12 protein-coding genes are annotated in these 19579 nt (G+C 58.4%); 1 reads left to right on the top strand and 11 read right to left on the bottom strand.

What is annotated here, in order from left to right:
• Nucleotides 1-60 precede the first annotated feature (60 nt).
• Genes IVB28_RS11775 through IVB28_RS11750 form a run of 6 tightly spaced genes read right to left on the bottom strand, consistent with a single transcriptional unit; the run spans nucleotide 61 to nucleotide 6379 of the window.
• Nucleotides 61-579, bottom strand: coding sequence for an acyltransferase (locus tag IVB28_RS11775; RefSeq protein WP_247526360.1), 519 nt, complete (start codon nucleotides 577-579; stop codon nucleotides 61-63).
• 33 nt (nucleotides 580-612) lie between these two features.
• Entirely contained in the window at nucleotides 613-2088 is a 1476-nt protein-coding gene (locus tag IVB28_RS11770) for an oligosaccharide flippase family protein (protein ID WP_247526359.1), read from the bottom strand.
• Nucleotides 2089-2141: 53 nt separating this feature from the next.
• On the bottom strand, nucleotides 2142-3206 hold the full coding sequence (locus IVB28_RS11765) for a Gfo/Idh/MocA family oxidoreductase (protein ID WP_247528521.1): 1065 nt from the start codon (nucleotides 3204-3206) through the stop codon (nucleotides 2142-2144).
• A gap of 37 nt (nucleotides 3207-3243) precedes the next feature.
• Nucleotides 3244-4506, bottom strand: a complete 1263-nt coding sequence (wecC, locus tag IVB28_RS11760) for a UDP-N-acetyl-D-mannosamine dehydrogenase (protein ID WP_247526358.1) — start codon at nucleotides 4504-4506, stop codon at nucleotides 3244-3246.
• Nucleotides 4499-5623, bottom strand: a complete 1125-nt coding sequence (wecB, locus tag IVB28_RS11755; protein ID WP_247526357.1) for a UDP-N-acetylglucosamine 2-epimerase (non-hydrolyzing) — start codon at nucleotides 5621-5623, stop codon at nucleotides 4499-4501. Before wecB ends, wecC begins: the two co-directional genes overlap by 8 nt.
• Nucleotides 5624-5626: 3 nt before the next feature.
• The gene (locus tag IVB28_RS11750; protein WP_247526356.1) at nucleotides 5627-6379 is read right to left on the bottom strand and encodes a WecB/TagA/CpsF family glycosyltransferase; all 753 of its coding nucleotides are present in this window, start codon (nucleotides 6377-6379) and stop codon (nucleotides 5627-5629) included.
• A gap of 233 nt (nucleotides 6380-6612) precedes the next feature.
• On the opposite strand from IVB28_RS11750, the gene IVB28_RS11745 reads away from it, so the two are divergent.
• Nucleotides 6613-7578, top strand: a complete 966-nt coding sequence (locus IVB28_RS11745) for a glycosyltransferase (RefSeq protein WP_247526355.1) — start codon at nucleotides 6613-6615, stop codon at nucleotides 7576-7578.
• On the opposite strand, the gene IVB28_RS11740 is transcribed toward IVB28_RS11745, so the two are convergent.
• The 5 genes from IVB28_RS11740 to IVB28_RS11720 all read right to left on the bottom strand — a co-directional run bounded on the left by IVB28_RS11740 (nucleotide 7516) and on the right by IVB28_RS11720 (nucleotide 19549).
• Nucleotides 7516-8688 (bottom strand): hypothetical protein, encoded by a 1173-nt coding sequence (locus IVB28_RS11740; protein WP_247528520.1) that lies wholly within the window; start codon nucleotides 8686-8688, stop codon nucleotides 7516-7518. The genes IVB28_RS11745 and IVB28_RS11740 overlap by 63 nt on opposite strands.
• A 24-nt stretch (nucleotides 8689-8712) precedes the next feature.
• Nucleotides 8713-10029: an HlyD family type I secretion periplasmic adaptor subunit gene (locus tag IVB28_RS11735; RefSeq protein WP_247526354.1), complete on the bottom strand. Its 1317-nt coding sequence runs from the start codon at nucleotides 10027-10029 to the stop codon at nucleotides 8713-8715.
• Between the two features lie 107 nt (nucleotides 10030-10136).
• Nucleotides 10137-12278 (bottom strand): peptidase domain-containing ABC transporter, encoded by a 2142-nt coding sequence (locus IVB28_RS11730; RefSeq protein WP_247526353.1) that lies wholly within the window; start codon nucleotides 12276-12278, stop codon nucleotides 10137-10139.
• 49 nt (nucleotides 12279-12327) lie between these two features.
• On the bottom strand, nucleotides 12328-12651 hold the full coding sequence (locus IVB28_RS11725; protein ID WP_247526352.1) for a hypothetical protein: 324 nt from the start codon (nucleotides 12649-12651) through the stop codon (nucleotides 12328-12330).
• A gap of 10 nt (nucleotides 12652-12661) precedes the next feature.
• A complete protein-coding gene (locus IVB28_RS11720; protein ID WP_247526351.1) occupies nucleotides 12662-19549 on the bottom strand; it encodes a DUF4082 domain-containing protein in 6888 nt (2295 codons plus the stop codon).
• Nucleotides 19550-19579: the final 30 nt, after the last annotated feature.

Genomic DNA, 19579 nt, shown 5'->3' with positions numbered 1-19579 from the left:
CCAATTAACTAGTGATATTGCATTTAATCAAGCATTAAATTTAGATATATATACCGCGGTTTAAAATGGTTTGCGAGGCGTCTCTGACAAGCCACGATCGCCCGAGACGGCGGTTTCGGCCGCAGACAAAACCCGAGCGGGCACTCCCGCGACGATGCTGCCGGGCGAAACGTCCTTCGTCACCACCGCCCCCGCGCCCACGGAGGCACCGGCGCCGATCGTCACACCGCACAGAATGGTGGCGTTCGAGCCGATGGAAGCCCCCCTGCCGACATGAGTGCGCTGCAGTGTCCAGTCCGAAGCTTGCTGAGGACGACCATCCGCGGTTGTTGCCTTGGGAAATTTGTCGTTCGTGAACATCACGCCATGCCCTACAAACACCTCGTCCTCGATCGTGACGCCCTCGCAGATGAAGCTGTGCGACGAAATCTTGCAACGCGCACCTACCTTTGCCCCCGCCTGGATCTCGACAAAGGTTCCGATCCTGCTCTCGTCACCAACGGCGCAACCATACAGGTTGACCAGGTCCGGATGCAGAATGCGGACATCGCGGCCAAGCTCGGTGTCCTTTATTGGCATGTCAGTTCCTCGTCTCGTCAGTCAGGCAAGCCTTCACGGTAGCGGGCGTGACGGAATCAGTCGGGGCGCCATTTCGGCAAGCCCCTCCGCCGCTTGACGAAGGTGCTGCAGCAGAGGATGCCTTGTCACGATCAGTCCCCACAACCAGCAGACGGCGGCGACCACCAACGCTGATATAAATCCTACAATGAGATTAAGAGTCCCCGTCCCGATCAACACCGCACAGGTCGCTGCGCCCGAGGCAGTCACCATCGTCACGACACCGCTCTTCAGCAGGGCACAGCAAAATTGGCCCGGCAACAGCGCCAGGTGCGGAGTGAGATAGTAAATCGCCACTGCTGCTTGGAATGGCAACGTTAGCAAGGCGCACGCTGCGACTGCCTCCACGCCAAAGAAGGACGCACCCAGAAGGGCAAGAAGCGATGGCGGCAGGGAGATGAATGATGAGACAAGCGCGTCGCGCACGCGCCCAACTGCCACGAATACAGGATACGTCAGACACGCAGCGAACAACGCTAGATTTGCAAGGCAAAGGATGCGCACTAACGGAACGACTTCCAGCCAAGCTTCACCCAGCCAGAGCAAAACGATCGGTTTTGCCATAATCGCTATGAACGAGAGGAATGGCCACTGCACTGCGGAAAGCAGTTGGACCGCGTCAAGATACAGGCCCCTTAGATCCGCCCCGGCTGCACGCCTCGTCACGATTGCCGGCATGATGATCGGGTTCAGCACCTGCGTGACGAGCCTGTCGAATACCTGGGTCAGGTTTATCGCCCGGCTATAGAGACCGACGGCCGTAAAATCGAGAATTTTCGCAAGAAAGAGCTGGGGTGCAAGGTTGTAGAAGATATTGATGGCACTGACGCCGCTGGAAAAGAGACCGAACTCGAGGACGTCTCGGTATTCGGACAGCGAAGGACGTAACACGCTGAAATCCCGATACGAGCTCAGCAGCATGGCCGTGAGAACCATGCTCCCTGCCACTCCACCCCAGATCGGAGCCATGTAGCTGAGGTTCATTGCCGCCAGTCCGATCGAGACCAGCGCCATCGTCGTGTTGCTTGCAAGATTGCAGATCGCGAGCGTTCCGAACTGCATGTCACGGCGAAGCAAGGCAGCCAACGTTCCGGAGACCGGTAGAAGGAGAAGGTTTAGCGCAGAAACCTCGATACCTCGCCTTAGACTGTCCTGCCCAAAGAGTTGCGATATGGCGTTGGCCGACGCCAACAGGATCAGGGCAACTGCTAGTGAGATCGCCCAGGTGATAGTGAACGCTGTGCGAATAGCCCCGCGCGATAGCTCATGTTTCTGAATCAGGTAATTCGCGCCCCCAAATTCCTGAAAAGCGGCCGCGATCACGGCGGTGAGCGCATTGACAACCGCGAAGACCCCGAATTCCGCCGGCGTCAACAGACGCGAAAGTACCGCCGTCGAGACGAGGAAAAGCACAAGACCCGCATAGCGGTCCGCCGCAGAAAACAAGACTGAACGCTGTACTGAGTTCATTGCGACTCCGTCGCGGGGGCTCGGCGAACGAACAGCCACGACCAACCTGCCAATTAAGCCGTGGCCCGGGCCCGCTCCGGTAGCTTGCCCGGCAACTGCCTGATCGCGACCGGTTTGCCCTGTTCGGCGATCGATCGCGAAGCGGCCTCAAGCACCTCGATCACTCGCAGCCCAGACATGCCGCCGGAAATGGGCGGTCCGCCGGTGCGCACGCAGTCAATAAAATGCTCGACCTCCGTTTGCAGCGCCTCCTTGGGCGAGATATGCGGAGCCCACATGTCGCCGGCGCGATAGCCGATCCGAAATTGATGTGCACTCTCGGGAGGCCTATCAAGGGTAATTCCCTTGTCATAGACCTTCACCTTTTCGGTCGGCTCGAGATCGTCGTAGACGATCATCTTCTTGCTGCCACCAATGAACGTCTGGCGTACCTTGACAGGCGAGAGCCAGTTGACGCTGACGTGGGCCACGCATGCGTTGGGGAAGAACAATGTGATGTGGGCCATGTTTTCCGGCGAACCGGCAACATGGCACGAGCCCGTTGCCGAGACCGCGACCGGCTCCTCATCGAGGATATGGTTGATGATCGAGATGTCGTGCACCGCCAAATCCCAGATCACATTTACATCTTTTTGAAACAGCCCGAGGCTCGAGCGTATGCTATCGTAGTAGTAGACGTCTCCGAGCTCTCCCTTCACCAAGAGTTCACGGATCTTCTGAACCGCTGGTGTGTAGAGAAAGGTATGATCGACCATCAGCGTTAATCCGCGACGGTCCGCTTCGTCGATCAAGCGGGACACGAGCTCTGTGCTTGGTGCCAGGGGCTTCTCGACCAACAAGTGCTTGCCAGCCCTCAACGCCGCAATTGCCAGATCGTAATGTGTGTGCACCGGCGTGGCGATAGCGATTGCATCAATCGAGGTGTCCTTCAGCAGATCGTCATATCGAGCCGTAGTTGATACCCCCGGATAAACCTGCCTTATGGCACCGAGCCTGCCTGGATCAAGGTCGCTGACGCTGACGACGCGAGCGTCCTGATTGATCGAGAAGTTGCGAACGAGATTAGGGCCCCAATAGCCGTATCCCACGACCCCTATTCCCACTTGGCTATCTCGCATACTGACCTCGATCCATTGGGGATTACGCTGCAATACGTTATGTCCGCGCCGGCATATCCTGCCAGATGCCTCGCGTATCGATCACGTCGAGGTGCCGGCGCTCTGCTAACGGCACCATCTTGAATTCGTCGTGATCGACGAGAAGAATCGCGATCTCGCAACTGCGCAGGGCTTCGTCGATATTCACGAATGCGACACGATGATCGGCCAATTGAGGCGGCAGACGGCGCAGATTCGGCTCAACAATCTTGATCCGTTCACCGTATTTTGCCGCGAGATGCGTGGCTATCTCCATGGCCGGGCTCTCACGCACGTCGTCGACATTGGCCTTGAAGGTAAGTCCGCAACAAGCAATGTTTGCATAGGGGTGATCGTCGATCAGTGCCTCTGTGCGCTCGATGATCTTCTGCGTTTTGGCTTTATTCACCTCCCGGCTTGTTCGCATCACGCGCGCGAGGTCCGGCGCAGAGTCGATGATGAACCAGGGGTCGACCGCAATGCAGTGCCCACCAACTCCAGGTCCGGGCCGCAATACGTTTACGCGAGGGTGGCGGTTGGCGATATCGATCACCTCCCAGACGTTGATGTCGAACCTGTCGCAAATCAGCGAGAGCTCGTTGGCAAATGCTATGTTGGTATCGCGAAAGGCATTTTCCGTCAGCTTGACCAGTTCGGCCGCGCGCGCCGTAGTACCAACGCAAGCGCCGCGAACGAACATTTTGTAGAACCGCTGAGCACGCCGCGTGCAGGTTGGCGTAATCCCGCCGATGCACCGGTCGTTGTTGATAAGCTCGGTCAAGATCCGTCCCGGCAGCACGCGTTCGGGACAGTATGCGACGTAAATCGCGCCATCTTCCTTGCCGTTGACGCCGATGTGCAATTCTGGCCTGCGTTCAAGGATCCGCTTTGCGATGGCTTCAGTAGTCCCAATCGGCGATGTCGATTCAAGAATGACAAGATTGCCTGGCACGAGAAGATCTACGATTGAGTCGACTGCGGCATTCACGCTTGACAAGTCCGGACGGCTGTCGTGATCAATCGGCGTCGGCACTGCGATGATGAACACGTCCGCCGGCTGAGGCCTTCTGGCAGTCGTGAGGGCACCACTCGACACGACCTTGGAAACTAGGCCATCCAAGTCGGGCTCGGCGATGTGAATTCTGCCAGAAGCAACGGTGTCAACGATGCGTTCGTTCGTATCGATACCGACCACCTGCAGCCCTCGGCTCGCAACCAGCGCCGCGGTCGGCAGACCGATATAGCCAAGTCCCAGGACATTGATTTTTTGTAATTCATGCATCGAGAAGGACCTTCACGATTCGCTCGCTCGCGTGCCCGTCACCAAACGGATTGTGCGAACGCGACATGGCAGCATAGGTCTGATCATCGTCGAGCAGGCGAAATGTCTCCGCAACGATCCTATCGTAGTTCGCACCGACCAAACGTGCCGTCCCCGCTTCCACTCCCTCAGGACGCTCGGTCGTGTCGCGCATCACCAGAACCGGCTTTCCGAAAGTGGGAGCTTCCTCCTGTACGCCGCCTGAATCTGTCAGGACCAGATAAGAGAGCGAGAGCAGGCTCACGAAATCCGTGTATTCCTGAGGAGAAATAAGTACGACTCGCGGGTGGTCTGAAAGCCGAGACGCAAACAGGTCACGGACATTCGGATTCGGATGCACAGGGAGCACAACAGCTACGTCCTCCCGTTCCAGGATGGTCTCCAGCGCGTTCACGATGTTAAGGACGCCGCCGCCGAAGTTTTCCCTGCGATGGCAGGTCACCAGGATGATGCGCCGATTGCCGTGACGCTTCTTGATGCCATCCCAGCGGCACGACAGTCCCGGATCGGATTCGACCATGGCTTTCGCGAGGATGAGGGCGTCCACCACCGTGTTTCCGGTAACGTGAATGCGGTCATCCGAGACATTTTCAGAACGCAACGCGCGCGCCGCGCGCTCTGTCGGAGCAAAATGCTGATCGGCGATCGAGCCGACGATCTTGCGGTTCACCTCCTCAGGCCAAGGCGCGAAGATGTCACCGCTGCGTAGCCCGGCCTCAATGTGCGAGACCGGTATACGGTGATAATAGGATGCCAGTGCACCCGTCATGGCAGTCGCCGTGTCGCCCTGGACGATAACCCTGGTGGGCTTCACTTTTTCAAGGAGTTCGCCGATTTGTCCGAGCAACCGGGCGGTCAGATGATCCAGCGTCTGATTGGTCGTCATGACGTTCAGGTCAAAATCCGGGACCACCTTGGCCAGCTTGAGAACTTGATCAAGCAGTTGCCGGTGCTGTGCGGTCGCACAGATCGTCACGGAAATGTCCTTGCTCTTCTCGGCCTTGAGCAGATTGATGACTGGAAAGAGCTTGATTGCTTCCGGCCGGGTTCCCAGAAGGATGAAAAAATGCTTGCGCACGCCTTACCCTCCGATCCGGCTCGGCCCCGGCGGAACGACGCCGGGCGCACCAAGCGGGTGGTGAAGGGCCTGCCTGACGATGGCCTGCGCCAGGATGCCCGCAAACAGGGTGTTCGTCGTGGCGTATCGCCACCACATGCGCCCAGGCTCCTGATAGATGCGGTACAGCCATTCGAGGCCGAGCCTCTGAATCTGTACCGGCGCACGCCGAACGGTGCCTGCTAGAACATCGAACGCACCACCCACGCCCATGATAAAGGGTACGCCGAGATCATCGCGATGGGCGGCGAGAAAGCGTTCTTTCCGCGGCGTCGGCATGCCAATGAAAAGACAATCGGCCGCGCTGGATCGGATGTCCCGGACAACGCCATTCTCCTGCTCGCGTTTGAAGTAGCCGTCGTGCCAGCCCGCAAAGGCAAGTGAAGGATACCTCTCGCGCGCGGCTTGCATCGCCTGTTGCAGTACGGCAGGAGTGGCTCCCAGGAAATAGGGCTTGAACCCTTCCTGCGCACATACCGCAAGCAGCTCGGCAAGGAGATCCACGCCCGCTACCCGCGACGTCGCCGGGAGCCCGAGCACTCGGGCGCCCCAGAGAATCCCCATCCCGTCGATGCCGACAACATCGCTGCTGGCGACATCGGCCGCGAGCACGGAGTCAGAACGCATGTTGACGAATTTGGCAACGTTCAGCGCCACATGCTGCAACCGCTGGCGGCTACGCATGGCCCCGCGCGCCAATTCGACGGTTTCGGCCATTGTCAGGAGGTCGACGGGACATCCCAGAAATGATGCGCGCATTGGAACCTACTCCCTAGAAATCACGATGCAATTTAAGTTGCATTTAAGATTATTATATAGATAATACCCATTCAATATTTAATTGCAAGTTTTAAATACGCCATCGATACCGCGCACCCGCTGAAAGTGAAGGCCACCGCGCAAACGAGCAAGCTACAAGCGCGACATAAAATTAAATAGGGAATTAACGTATGATCTCGGTCATTATTCCCCACCTCAACCAACCTGACGCGCTGGAAGCATGCTTGCGTAGCCTCGACGCACAGACCCTGCCTCGACACTCGTACGAGGTCATCGTGGTAGACAACGGCTCGGCAACGCCTCCGAAGGACGTCGTCGCTGGTCATCCCGGTGTACGGCTGCAGCAAGAATCGCATCCAGGTCCCGGCCCGGCGCGAAACGCAGGCGTCGCCGCGGCCAGCGGCGAGATCCTCGCTTTCATCGATGCAGATTGTCGGGCCCGTCAGGACTGGCTGAGCAGCGTGCTGAGATGGTCACAGTTGTCGCCAGCTGGCACGGTTCTCGGGGGTGATGTTCGCATTTGGCGGCCGGAAAACGCAAAGCTTGACGCCATTGCGGCTTACGAGAGCGTCTTCGCGTATCGCTTCAAGCTCTATATCGAGCGCCACGGCTATTCCGGCACTGGCAATATGGCGGTGTCTCGCCGCGATTTCGATCGCGTCGGCCCTTTTGCTGGCATTGACGTCGCCGAAGACATGGAGTGGGGGCAGCGTGCGCTGCGCACGGGACTTCGATTTCGATACACCCCTGAGATGATCGTCTTCCATCCTTCCCGGGGCTCTCTCCTGGAGCTCTATGCCAAATGGGATCGACACATCGCGCACTATCGCAATATGGCGGAAGGCAAACCTCTCTGGCGATTGCGCTGGATCGCGCAAGCATTGCTCATCCTCGCATCAGTTGCGCCAAACGCTTTGACTGTGCTTGCCAGTGACCGCCTGCATGGTAGCGGCGTCCGCCTGAAAGCAATTGCCGTATTGTGCGCTGTCCGAGTGCACCGCGCCATGACGATGCTCTCACACCTACAAGGCCGGCGCGCCGTAGCTTGGAACGTTAGCGAAGCGGCAATTCCGTCAGGCGCCGCCAAAGGCACAATTGTGAGTCAGCTCCGGCAAGTCGGTACGCCGGCCGAATGACCACAGGATCCAACCCAGCTCGTAACTGCGGCACTCAAGCCGAACTTCCACGTTAGTGTCGTCGATCAGCCGCGGCCCTTTTCCGAGCCAGGCGTTCTTGAGCGCGCGCAATACCCGGGGCGCCCTCGTTGTCAATTCACCTTTGCGAACCTGCGAGCGGAGGGTCAGGTTGAGTTCAGGCACGAGCATGGCTCGGCCCAGTTGGTTCTGGCCGAGTACCCAGTTGAATCCCTTGACCAGGGCGTCCCGCGATCCCCTCTGGCCAAAGCGCTCTGCCCATTCCAGCAGTGCCGGAGCCATTCCATACTGATGGACAGAATAGACTTCGTAAAAATCAAGGACGCGACCGTTCAGCGCGTCGAAAAACCAGGGCCATTCGCCCTGCGGACCTTGAAGCGCTATCAGATTGCGCACACAAGTATCGGCCATGACAAGCGCGGAAGCATCGCCAGCGAATTCACCATATTGATAACAGGCGATCGAGAGATAGGTCTGCGTTGCAAATGACGAGAAACGGCGCCGAAAGCCGAACGGTGTATCGAAAAACAATCCCGATTCGCTGTGCAAGCGTTCCTTCAAAAACCGATATAGCGGCATGGCGTAGCGCCACCATTCGTTCTCGCCCGCCCTCGCCTGAGCCACGATCCCCGTGAGCAGCATGCCAAGATCCTGCGCACGGAAAGCCCTCCACCGGGACTCATTGGCAAGAATGGCTCTTAGCTGGTGTTTGACCGGCTCCGGTATTTCAACGCCGAGCTCGGCGGCGCTCCATAGCGCCATACCGAAGGCGTACTTGCGCACCGGGAGCCTCGTGAGTAACAGAACATTGCGATGGAATATTTCCGGCAGATCAATACCACTTGGAATTCCAGCGACGCGCGACATCCCGAGTAAAACGTTGAGAGTATAGAATACGTCGCTGTTAGGTACCGACTCGTTGGGTGAAGAACGTCCATCAAGATGGTAAATATGGGACCACCGACGATGTTCAGGTAACCAACAACGTTCCAGCCCGTTGAGCGCATAGTTCACGAGCGGTGAATTTTGCGAGAGCTTGCCCGCCGCTGTGGGCACTAGGAGCTTCGCCCCAAAATTCGGACTAATGATCATGGTCAATCGCCATTCCAAGCCGGGTTAGTATTCACGAATGCTTTCATCCAATCCGCGCAGCAATGGATAGAGGAAATAGGAGATCACGGTGCGCTTGCCAGCTTTCAGTTCGGCCGTCACCGCCATACCCGGAATCAGTTGAATGCGCTCAGCCGGCAGCCGAAGGTGCGTGTCCGACAAATCGACCAGTACGCGGTAATAGGGAGCTGACGCGCGGCGCGCACCTTCGGCCTTCGGGTCCGGCGAAAACGTGTCCTGACTGATGATGCGGACTTCCCCCGTTGCAGTTCCATATTTCTGGAAAGGAAACGCTTCGAACTTGATTCGAACCGCTTGTCCAAGCGCCACCTGACCGATATCCCGACCCTCGACGTTGACCTCCGCCTGAAGAGGCACGTCACGCGGAACCAGGACAAACAGCATTTCCGCTTCGCGAACCACCGAGCCGACTGTACGGTTTGCGATATCCAGCACCACGGCATCTGCCGGCGCCTGCAGGACGACCAACTGTCGACGAAGCTCGGCTTTCTTCAATTCCTCTGCTGCACCATTGCGCTTCGGTAGCGTCTCCGCCACTTCCTGATAAGTGGCGCGACGAAACTCCTCGACGAAGACCTTCTGGTCAGCACGGGCCTTGTCCAGCCGATGGGTCGTATCGGCGATACTGCCACGAACGCGCGCCAGATTGCTCTCAACTTCGAGCCGTGCATCGCGAGACAGTAGAAAATTCAGCCTCGAACCGACCTCTTTGTCCATCAGTGTCGTGCGCATGGCTTCAATAGAACGCATCGTATCGAGTCGCTGAAGGAGAACCGCTTCTTCGTCCTGCGCTGTCTTCAGATTGGCTCGAGCGGAAGCGATCTGTGCGTCGTAGTTCTGGATCTGCGCCTCATAGGCGGCTCTCCTCTGCAAGAACAACTTGCCCTGCAGGATTTGGTCCGCATTTGTGAGCTCCTTGGCGGCATACTCCGTTCCATTCAATTCGGCGCCCAGGCGATCGATCGACGCATCGAAACCAGCCACCTTCCCGCGCAATTGATCGAAATCAGCCTGCGAGAAGGTCGGATCGAGCGTAGCCAGAACGTCGCCGCGGTTGACGCGATCACCGGCCTTGACGTGGATCTCGCGTATGACCGACGTTTCCAACGGCTGTACGACCAGGTTTGGACGTGTCGTGGTCAATTTCCCCTGCGCCGTGACGATCGTCTCCACTTGCGAAACGGATGCCCAGGTGACCGCGAACGCAATTAGCCCAAGCACGCCGTAGAGGGTAAGACGCGCGAGCCGCGGCGGCGCTTGGTGCTCGACTTCGGTTGCATCGGACTGGAACTCGGCGATCACAGGCACCTGTCTTGGCACTGGCCTGAATAACTTCAGCCGTCGCTCGACCGTCCTGGCCGGGACCAGACCGTTGCTGTTCGCGTCCGTCCGTGGTTGCCTTGGCTCCATCATGCAATCTGTTTCATCTGCTGGTTCCACAAATGCCTGTAGATGGTACATTTCGACAGGAGGTGGTCGTGGCGATCCAGGTCAACGATTCGGCCGCGGTCCATCACCAGGATCTGGCTTGCTTCAGTCAGCATGGACAGCCGATGCGAGACAATGATGACGGTACGTCCCGCCGCCAAACGGCGGAGATTGCGCTTGATGATCATTTCGCTTTCGGAATCGAGGGCACTCGTCGCTTCATCGAAAATCATGATCCGTGGATTGACGATCAGAGCCCTCGCAATCGAGAGCCGCTGCTTCTGCCCGCCGGACAGGTTCGAGGCATCTTCCTCAAGCATGGTATCGAAGCCACGGGGCAACCGCTCGATGAACTCATCGGCGCCTGCGAGCTGCGCCGCAGCGACCACTTCGGCAAATGTCGCGTCCCGTTTCACGCAGGCGATATTGTCGCGAACCGTCCCTCGAAACAGGAAATTATCCTGCAAGACGATTCCGAGGTTTCGGCGCAGGTGTGCCAGGTCGAGCTCCCTCGAATCGTAACCGTCGATACGGAGCAGCCCCTGCTGCACCGGATACATGCCCGAAATCAGCCTTGTGAGCGTCGTCTTGCCGGAGCCGCTTCGGCCCACGATCCCGAAGATCGAACCTGGCTCGACGGTGAAGGAGACATCATCGAGCGCCGGCTCTCCCTCAGCTCCGTAGCGAAAGGAAACACTCTCGAACTCGATTTTTCCGGCGATGTCGGGGCGCAGCCCATCTTTCTTGCCGTCACGCTCAGGCTTCTGATTCATCACCTCGCCGAGCATTTTCACGGCAAGAGCAACTTCCTGGTATTCGTGCACCATGGTCACGAGTTGGACCAGTGGTCCGGAGACCCTGCCGGCCAACATGTTAAAGGCGACCAGCGCGCCGATTGTCATTTCTCCGGCGAAGACATCGAGGGCTCCGACAGCGATGATCCCAATTGTCATGATCTTCTCGAGAAATCCGGTGAGCGCTTGGGCACCGGCGGAAATCTTCTCGACACCGAATCGCATGGTAATCGACTGTGCACAGCGGCTATCCCAGATCCTGCCCTGCACGGGCTCCATCCCCAGCGACTTCACCGTGCGCATACCGTGAACTGTTTCGACGAGGAGAGCCTGCCGCGCACCTTCCGCCTGGTAAAGATCGTAGAGACGTCGCCTGAAAGGGCCCATGAGCAGGCCGACAACAGCGCCGCTCGCGGCAGTGAAGGCCAGAACCATGAGCGTCAACTTCACGCTGTAGAGCGCAAGTACCGGCAGGAAGACGAATAGCGAAAGCGCGTCCAGGGTGGTTAAGAATAGTCGACCAGTCAGAAACTCACGGATTCGGGCCGCCTGCTGCATGTGCTTGACCAAGACCCCCGCTGCCATGTGCTCGAAGAAGGTGACCGGCAGCCCGAGGAGATGACCGAACGTCTTTGTAGCAACTCGAATGTCGACCTTATTGGTCGCATAAAGCAGCAAGTAGCGGCGCAGAAAGCCGAATATCGTGTCAAAGACGAGTGCTGCGGCCGCCCCTGCCGCGAGTACGTAGAGCGTGGTGAAGCTCTCGTGAACCAGAACTTTGTCGATGACGAGCTGGAAAAAGATCGGGATGACGAGTCCCAGCGCATAGAGCAGGATAGCGGCAATCGCGACGTCCCTGAACAGTCGCCATTGAAGAAGCAATTCCGGCACGAACCACCGGAGGCCGAAAGTCCTGGGAGCCTCCCGTGTCAACTGCTCGCGCTTGATCAGGATGATGTCCCCGGCCCATTGGGCACAGAATCGGTCTCGGTCGACAACCAAGAGCTCGTCTTTGTGGTCGGCGAGTGGGTCGAAGATGCTGACGACCTCAGTGCCCTCAGCTCCCAATCCTGCACCCAGGACAACGATCCAGTTGCCATTGACGAGCCGCGTCAGCGCCGGATAGGCTTCTCCGAGACGGATCAGCGCACCCCACTCCATTTTCGTGCTTCTCGCGCGCAGACCTGCATCCTTGGCCATGCGCAACAGAAGGTTCAACGAGAGCGGAGCGGCTACGGCATAGGCGTGCTTTAGACGCTCGACCGCCAGGTCGACGCCGTGATGACCGGCAATCTTGGACAGGCACTCCAATGCCGTCTGCGTCGCCAATCCAGGCGGGTCCACAACCAGGCCTTTCGCGCCACAAGCGGCGTCGATTTCACCGGAAGTTCGAAGAGACATTATGGGACCGTGGCGTGTTGGGCGCGAGCGCATCGCGTACGACCGACGCACCGTTGTGCGACTCAGCTGGCTGACCTCGCCGGACTACGCCCGCGTCGACTAACCCCTGAAGCGCCTTCTGCATCACATCGACCGAATTGGCGAAGGATTCGACCGAAAAGATCAGCCGCTGAGAAAACACGCGTTTCGGGACATTGTTGGCGTCACGCTCCGTCGGTGAAAGACTGACCAGATCGATGCGGACGATAGTTCCGCTGACGGTAATTTCTTCGATTCCGTCTGTATATAGTTCGGCGTGCATCTTACTTCTCCTATGCAGCTATCTGCGGCCTAAAAACTACGTCAACGCCGTAGCTAGTCGCGTTGTAGGTGTTGGTCGGAAATAGGCTACCTGTCCCGTACGCGAACACACCGTTGCCGCCGATCGATGCCGCGGACGGGGCCGTCAGCGGACCGTTGGTAATTGCGTCGGCCAGCAGGCCCGGGTCGGCCGCATAATTGCCGGCCGTATGATAGGAGGCGATGTAGGTGGTTCCCGGCATGATCGTCACGGGCGTTGCGAAATTGACCTGCTGCCAGCCGTCGGCCGTTTCGTTTGTAAAGGTCGCGGCTGCCAGTAAAGTCCCGTTGCTGCTCCAAAGATCCGCAACGTGTGTGCCGGTGTTGGATGGGCCCTTGTAGAAGCGAAGGCCGATAACATCGCCTGGGGTCGACGCCTGGAACTTGATGCCCAGTTCCACTGACTTTGGATCATTGGCCGCCACGATGCTGGGCTCCTGACTTGCGCTGAACAGGCGCACCGTCGTCGAAGACGCAGCGTTCACGTTGAGAGCGACGGATGCACTGGCGACGCCGCCATGGCCGTCGGAGACGCCGTAGTTGAAGGACGCCGGCCCCGTGTAGCCGACTGTCGGAGTGAAGGCCACGCTATTGCTTTGGGCGTTGAAGCTGGCGACGCCATTCACACCGCCGCTTGCGCCCGTGATCGTGAGCGTATTGCCGTCGGGATCGGTGTCGTTGGCAAGCAGTGCCGAGCCCGGAATCCCCAAGGGGACGTTCTGAGTGGCGTAGAAGCCGCTGTCATTCGCAGCGACCGGTGACTGGTTGGCGCCGCCACTCGAGCTGTTGAACACGACATCCACCCAGTAGTTGCTTGCGTTATAGGCACTGGTCGGGAACAGATTGCTTGCTCCGTAGGTGTAGACGCCGTTGATGTTCGCGGGAGCCGTGAGCGGACCGTTGGTGCGAGCGGTGGTGAAGTAGCTAGTGCTGGAGACATAATGGCCGTTGCTGTGAAAGCTCGCGACGTAGCTGGTGCCAGCCGCGATGGACACGGGATTGCTGAAGGTGACGGTTTGCCAGCCGCTGCTGCTCTCGTTCGTGAAAGTCGCGGTCGCCAGTAGCGTGCCGGTACTGCTCCATAACGAGCCCGTGTGGGTACCGGGATCATTTGCGCTCTTGTAATATTTGATGCCGCTAATCGTGCCTGCCACGGACGACGTGAATTGCACTCCGAGGTTGACCTGGGAGGTATCCGAACCGGACAGCACTGCCGGGGTATCCGAGCTTGAGAACAGGCTCACCGTTGAAGGAACTGCCGACACCGCGATATCGAACGTCTCACTGCCAGTGAGGTTACCAAGATCAGCAGCAGAGACCCTGACGCTGAGCGTGCCAAGGTCCGAAGACGTTGGCGTCCCGCTAAAGCTGCGGGTCGACGCAATGAACGCAAGCCACGCTGGAAGCGCCGAGCCGTCAGCGGCGGTTGCGGCGTAGGTGAGCGAGTCGCCGGAATCGACGTCCGTGAAAGTGCCTGCGGGCACTGTCAGCGAGAACGCGGAGCCAACGGTCGCAGTCTGGCTGCCGGTCTGAATCGCCAGCACCGGCGCGTCGTTGGCGCCATGAATAGTGACAGTGAGCGTGGCCGACGATGGGACGCCCACAGAGTCCCGCATCGTGTAGCTAAAGACATCCGTCAACGTATTGGTCGACAGCCGCAAGGCTTGCACCGCTGCATCGTTCTCGTTCACCGTGTAAGTGAAGGCACCCGACCCGTTGAGAACCAAGGTGCCGTGCGCGCCCCCGAGAGCCGAACCGGGTGTGCCATTGGTCGAGCCGAAGCTGACTGCAGTAACAGTCTTGGTGTCACCGGGATCGGGATCGGTATCGTTGGTCAGTACGTTGCCGCTGGCCGCCGTGCCGCCCGTGCCGTTGTTTACGCCACCCTTCTCGGTCGCATCAGTGGTATCCGCGACCGCGGTCGGCGGTGAATTTGTAGCCGAAGAGGAGCCATTGAAGACGACATCGACCCAGTAGTTGGAGGATTTGAAGGTACTCGTCGGGAACGCGCTTCCGGATCCGTAGCTATAGACTCCGTTGGCGCCAGCCAGCGCCGTTAGTTGGCCGTTGGCAAGCGATGTCACGAAATAGTTCTGGGTACCGGAATAATTGCCGTTGGTGTGATAGGACGCGACGTAGGTGGTGCCTGCCGTGATGGCCACGGGATTGGAGAAATTGACCTGCTGCCAGCCGCTGGCTGTCTCGTTCGTGAATGTAGCAGTTGCAAGCAGGGCTCCGGTCGAGCTCCAGAGATCCGCAATATGGAGGCCGGTGTTCAATGATCCCTTGTAGAAGCGCAGGCCGGTTATTGTCCCGTTCACGGATGCGCTAAACTTGACTCCGACTTCGACAGGACTGGTATCGCCGGAATTGGCCACGTTTGGCGCATCGCTGGTGCCGAACAGGCTCTGTGCGGAGGCCGGATAGTTGACCTGGAGCGACACCTGGCCGGACCCGCTCTGGCCGCTCGTGTCCGTGATCGTGTAGGTAAAATTCGCCGCCCCGGCATAGCCAATGGTGGGGGTAAAGCTCACGGTCTGGTTCTGCGAATTGTAGCTTACGCTTCCATTGGCTGGGTTACCGACGCTGGTAATCGAGAAAGCCAGCCCGGACGGATTGGTGTCGTTGGCGAGTAGCGTTGATGCCTGAATGTTCAGCACATTATTTTGGCTAACCGTGAAGCCGCTGTCGGCGCTAGCTTGTGGCACGCTGGCAGCGGAGGAGCCGTTGAAGACGACATCGACCCAGTAGTTGGAGGATTTGAAGGTACTCGTCGGGAACGCGCTTCCGGATCCGTAGCTATAGACTCCGTTGGCGCCAGCCAGCGCCGTTAGTTGGCCGTTGGCAAGCGATGTCACGAAATAGTTCTGGGTACCGGAATAATTGCCGTTGGTGTGATAGGACGCGACGTAGGTGGTGCCTGCCGTGATGGCCACGGGATTGGAGAAATTGACCTGCTGCCAGCCGCTGGCTGTCTCGTTCGTGAATGTAGCAGTTGCAAGCAGGGCTCCGGTCGAGCTCCAGAGATCCGCAATATGGAGGCCGGTGTTCAATGATCCCTTGTAGAAGCGCAGGCCGGTTATTGTCCCGTTCACGGATGCGCTAAACTTGACTCCGACTTCGACAGGACTGGTATCGCCGGAATTGGCCACGTTTGGCGCATCGCTGGTGCCGAACAGGCTCTGTGCGGAGGCCGGATAGTTGACCTGGAGCGACACCTGGCCGGACCCGCTCTGGCCGCTCGTGTCCGTGATCGTGTAGGTAAAATTCGCCGCCCCGGCATAGCCAATGGTGGGGGTAAAGCTCACGGTCTGGTTCTGCGAATTGTAGCTTACGCTTCCATTGGCTGGGTTACCGACGCTGGTAATCGAGAAAGCCAGCCCGGACGGATTGGTGTCGTTGGCGAGTAGCGTTGATGCCTGAATGTTCAGCACATTATTTTGGCTAACCGTGAAGCCGCTGTCTTCGTGAGCTTGCGGCGACGTCGTGCCTGAATCGGTGAAAACGACGTCCACCCAGTAATTCGCGGCGTCGATGTAAGAAGCGTTGCCGGGGAAGACCGGGCCACTGCCATAGGCGTAGACGCCATTGAGGCTGCTTCCAGGCACGGTGAGCGCACCCTTCGTTAGGCCCCCATAGTTGATGAAGTAGTAGTCGGTTGAGGAATAGTGGCCGGTGTTCGTGTGATAGGAGGCGACATACGTGACGCTGGCCTGCACATTGACAGGCGTCGCGAAATCAACCTGCTGCCAGCCGCTCGCGGTTTCGTTGCTGAAGGTGGCGCTCGCAAGCAGCGTGCCGTTTGTGGTCCAGAGATCACCGATGTGGGTACCGGTATTCTCAAGCCCTTTGTAGAAACGGATGCCGGTGATCTTTCCCGATACAGCGGGGACGAATTTGAGGCCAAGCTCAACCGAGTCGGAATCGCTGTTTGAGATCACCGCAGGCGTATCGGTCGTGCTGAAGAGTGTCAGGCTGGACGATGGCGTGACCGTGTAGGTAGTGCCCACCCCGGGTGTTTCCAAGTTCAGGCTGTCGTCGACCGCCCTGGTCTTGAGATTATATGTCCCCTGAGCGCCTGCGACGAACGTATATGACCATGTCACGTTTGCCGCGCCGACGTTGCTGTTGGCTGGATGCCAGGTTGTTCCACCATTCGTGGAGATTTCGACGCCGGCAATTTTTCCACCCGCGTCAGTGCCCGTCCCCGTCACTGTGATCGATTGCCCCTCGACAACGCTGGCAGCCGAGAGATTGGTGATGGCAGAGGTCGGCGCCGTACCGTCTGTCGACTGAGACGCGGCTACTAAGCTCGCTTGCAGCGTCGCCGGTTGAACCCCCATGTCGGCGAAAAGGTTCACCATCGCCTGCTGTACATTGACATCTACCGGAGTCGCCGGCCCGTCGTGGTCGCTAGCAAGCCCCCAGGACCAGTTCATTGAACCGGCCGAAAATATCAGTGCGCCGCTAACGGGATCCCGATGCACCACGAGATTATGGGTCGCCGTGCCTGCTCCGAATGTGTTGCCATAATCAAGGAGATACTTTCCGTCCACCTGCACCGTTGAAGAGGAGACATTGATCAACCCAGCTGGACGAAATCCGTTGTCCGGCGCGGTGTCCCATTCGACGCCCAGTAGGCCCGGCACGAGCGAGGCGGTCTGTCCGGGTGACGTTTGCCCAACAGCTGTATTGCGCCAGAAGCGCAATTGGGTCATCGGGTACGGTATCGTGATCGTGTCATACCGGAATGCGTTGACCGCGAACAATGTACCAGTCAATGAATTTGCGGGAAGAGCCGGACCGAACCGCGGGTCAGCGTAATTTCCGGTCGCCTGTCCCGTTGGATCAATCAGGGCATTTGCGTGCGTATCCTTGTAGCTAATGAGTGTACGGTTGGCCGATCCGCTGCCGTCGATGCTGGCTGCCAATCTTGTTTTCCAGAAGATCTCGTTGCCTGTGAGAAACGCAAGGTTCACGCCCGCATGCGCTGCGGCCTCTACGTTGGCGCGCTGAGCTTCGGTCCAATATTCGTCATGCCCCGCGTCCATGAAGACTTTGTGGTTGAGCAACAACGAACCGTTTGTCGCTGCATCGATTCCAGAGATGTAGGAGACATCGTACCCGTTCTGCTCCAGCCAATAGATAGCCGCAATCTCAGCGGCGAACGGGGAGTCTCCACCCTCGGCAAACGTGCCGGTGCCGTCACGAGTTACGATAGGTCGATTGTAACTGACTGCGTAGGCTGATCCGTTGACACCCGGACCGTTGCCGAAATAGAGATTGGCCCCGCCCCACCCGTTGTAGGCTTGCCAGTCCTGATCGGTTGTCTGGAGGACGACGTCGCTGTGCGAAGCATCGTTCCTTATGATGAATGGGACCTGGAAGATTTGGGTGCCGTTGACGATGTTGGCGATATAGACGCCCGAGACCGCATCGGTGGGTACACTCCAGGAGTCGGTCACGCTCCAGTTGCCGGCGTCTACGAGGCCGGTCGACAGGTCAGTCAACGGTGCAGGTTGGACGACCGCAGTTGCGCCCTGATGCTGCAGGCTCGTAACCAGTCTGGCACCATTGCCACCGTAATAGCCTAGCCGGTAAAGATCGACGTGATAGTTCGGGTTGCCGGTCAGGTTGTTGATCTTGAATTGGACCAGCCCCCCGACATTAGTGCTGATTGCAGTTGTAAACCCTTGGGTCTGAGTCGAATTGTCTCCCGGCTGGATCTGCCAGACACTTTTCGGCGTACCCGGCTTCTGATTTTCCAGTACTATGGAGTTTGTGGGTGGATCAGAGACAAGGGTTCCTCCCCGCCCATCGCTCTTGAAATTCCAATTCAGGTCCATCCCCGAGAACAGCAAAGTGACATTTGCGGCACCGTTGCTGAAATCGACCACGCTGATATTCGAGCTGTTGTCGTACTGGACGGTTGCCGTCATCGAGGATGTGAAAGGTAGATCCTTCAGGTCGATGAGGTTCCCTGGCGAAAGCGGCGCCGCCGGCGACAAACCTCCGATCAATCCGTGGAATTCGGTCGACTGATCGAGGACCAACGTGCCAGCTTCCGTGTCGAACGACACCCTTATGCCGGAGAACGATCCATTCAAGAACTGCCCGGAAACCGCCCCCCCGATCTCCAGGATCGCCGTGTCTGAAATCTCGAAAGATCCTGTGCCGCTGACGTCGCCCTTGAAGTATCCCGTAGCAATGCGATTGCCAAGGAACGCCCCGGCCTCGATAATCCCATTGTTCACTACGTCGCCTTCGACGACAAAGGGCGACCCGGCACCGAACGAAAGCGTTGCGCCTGCATCAACGACCAGGCTCCTGATATCGACACTGGCGGTGCTGGTGACGACATACGTTCCCATCGCATCGAGGATAGCTGAATCAATGATCCCCGGCACGCCGGCGCTCCAGTTCGTGGCGTCATTCCAGGCTCCGTCCCTTGGATTGGTCCAGCGAGTGGTGCCCGTGGTCGAAACCGATGATGACGTCGGCGGCGTCCCTCTGCTAGCCGCAGATGGAGATGTCGGGACCAAGCTCTGATAGCGGCTCGTCAAAGACGTCGAAGACAGCAGAGCAGACAATCGCGATTGGAAAGATGTGGAGAAGAGACGGGGCAAAACGCCGCGCAAGTCTGGCGGATCGCCCGCAGCCCGAGACGATTGCGGAAAGAAAGTGGCGTCATCTACTGACGGATTAGCAAACGGCGGAACCCACCGGTCGGTCGGATCGGAGCCATCGAACGCATTCCAGAACGGCGCTTCTCGCCGAAAAACATCCATGGCGGGAATATCTTCCCCTGGTAGAGCGGCCCGGGCTCCCCGACTGAAGACGCTCGCCTTCTGAACCAGCATGGTTACACCAATTAAAATAAAGTCGTTTTA

The sequence above is a fragment of the Bradyrhizobium sp. 199 genome, assembly GCF_023073355.1.
Lineage (GTDB): Bacteria > Pseudomonadota > Alphaproteobacteria > Rhizobiales > Xanthobacteraceae > Bradyrhizobium.
The sequence above is the reverse complement of the archived record's forward strand: the minus strand, read 5'-3'. Positions and strand labels throughout refer to the sequence as shown.

What these genes read in the sequence shown, in the direction of transcription:
- IVB28_RS11775 (WP_247526360.1), bottom strand. Translation starts at nt 579, where the DNA reads ATGCCAATAAAGGACACCGAGCTTGGCCGCGATGTCCGCATTCTGCAT.
- IVB28_RS11770 (WP_247526359.1), bottom strand. Translation starts at nt 2,088, where the DNA reads ATGAACTCAGTACAGCGTTCAGTCTTGTTTTCTGCGGCGGACCGCTAT.
- IVB28_RS11765 (WP_247528521.1), bottom strand. Translation starts at nt 3,206, where the DNA reads ATGCGAGATAGCCAAGTGGGAATAGGGGTCGTGGGATACGGCTATTGG.
- wecC (WP_247526358.1), bottom strand. Translation starts at nt 4,506, where the DNA reads ATGCATGAATTACAAAAAATCAATGTCCTGGGACTTGGCTATATCGGT.
- IVB28_RS11750 (WP_247526356.1), bottom strand. Translation starts at nt 6,379, where the DNA reads ATGGCCGAAACCGTCGAATTGGCGCGCGGGGCCATGCGTAGCCGCCAG.
- IVB28_RS11745 (WP_247526355.1), top strand. Translation starts at nt 6,613, where the DNA reads ATGATCTCGGTCATTATTCCCCACCTCAACCAACCTGACGCGCTGGAA.
- IVB28_RS11740 (WP_247528520.1), bottom strand. Translation starts at nt 8,688, where the DNA reads ATGATCATTAGTCCGAATTTTGGGGCGAAGCTCCTAGTGCCCACAGCG.
- IVB28_RS11725 (WP_247526352.1), bottom strand. Translation starts at nt 12,651, where the DNA reads ATGCACGCCGAACTATATACAGACGGAATCGAAGAAATTACCGTCAGC.
- IVB28_RS11720 (WP_247526351.1), bottom strand. Translation starts at nt 19,549, where the DNA reads ATGCTGGTTCAGAAGGCGAGCGTCTTCAGTCGGGGAGCCCGGGCCGCT.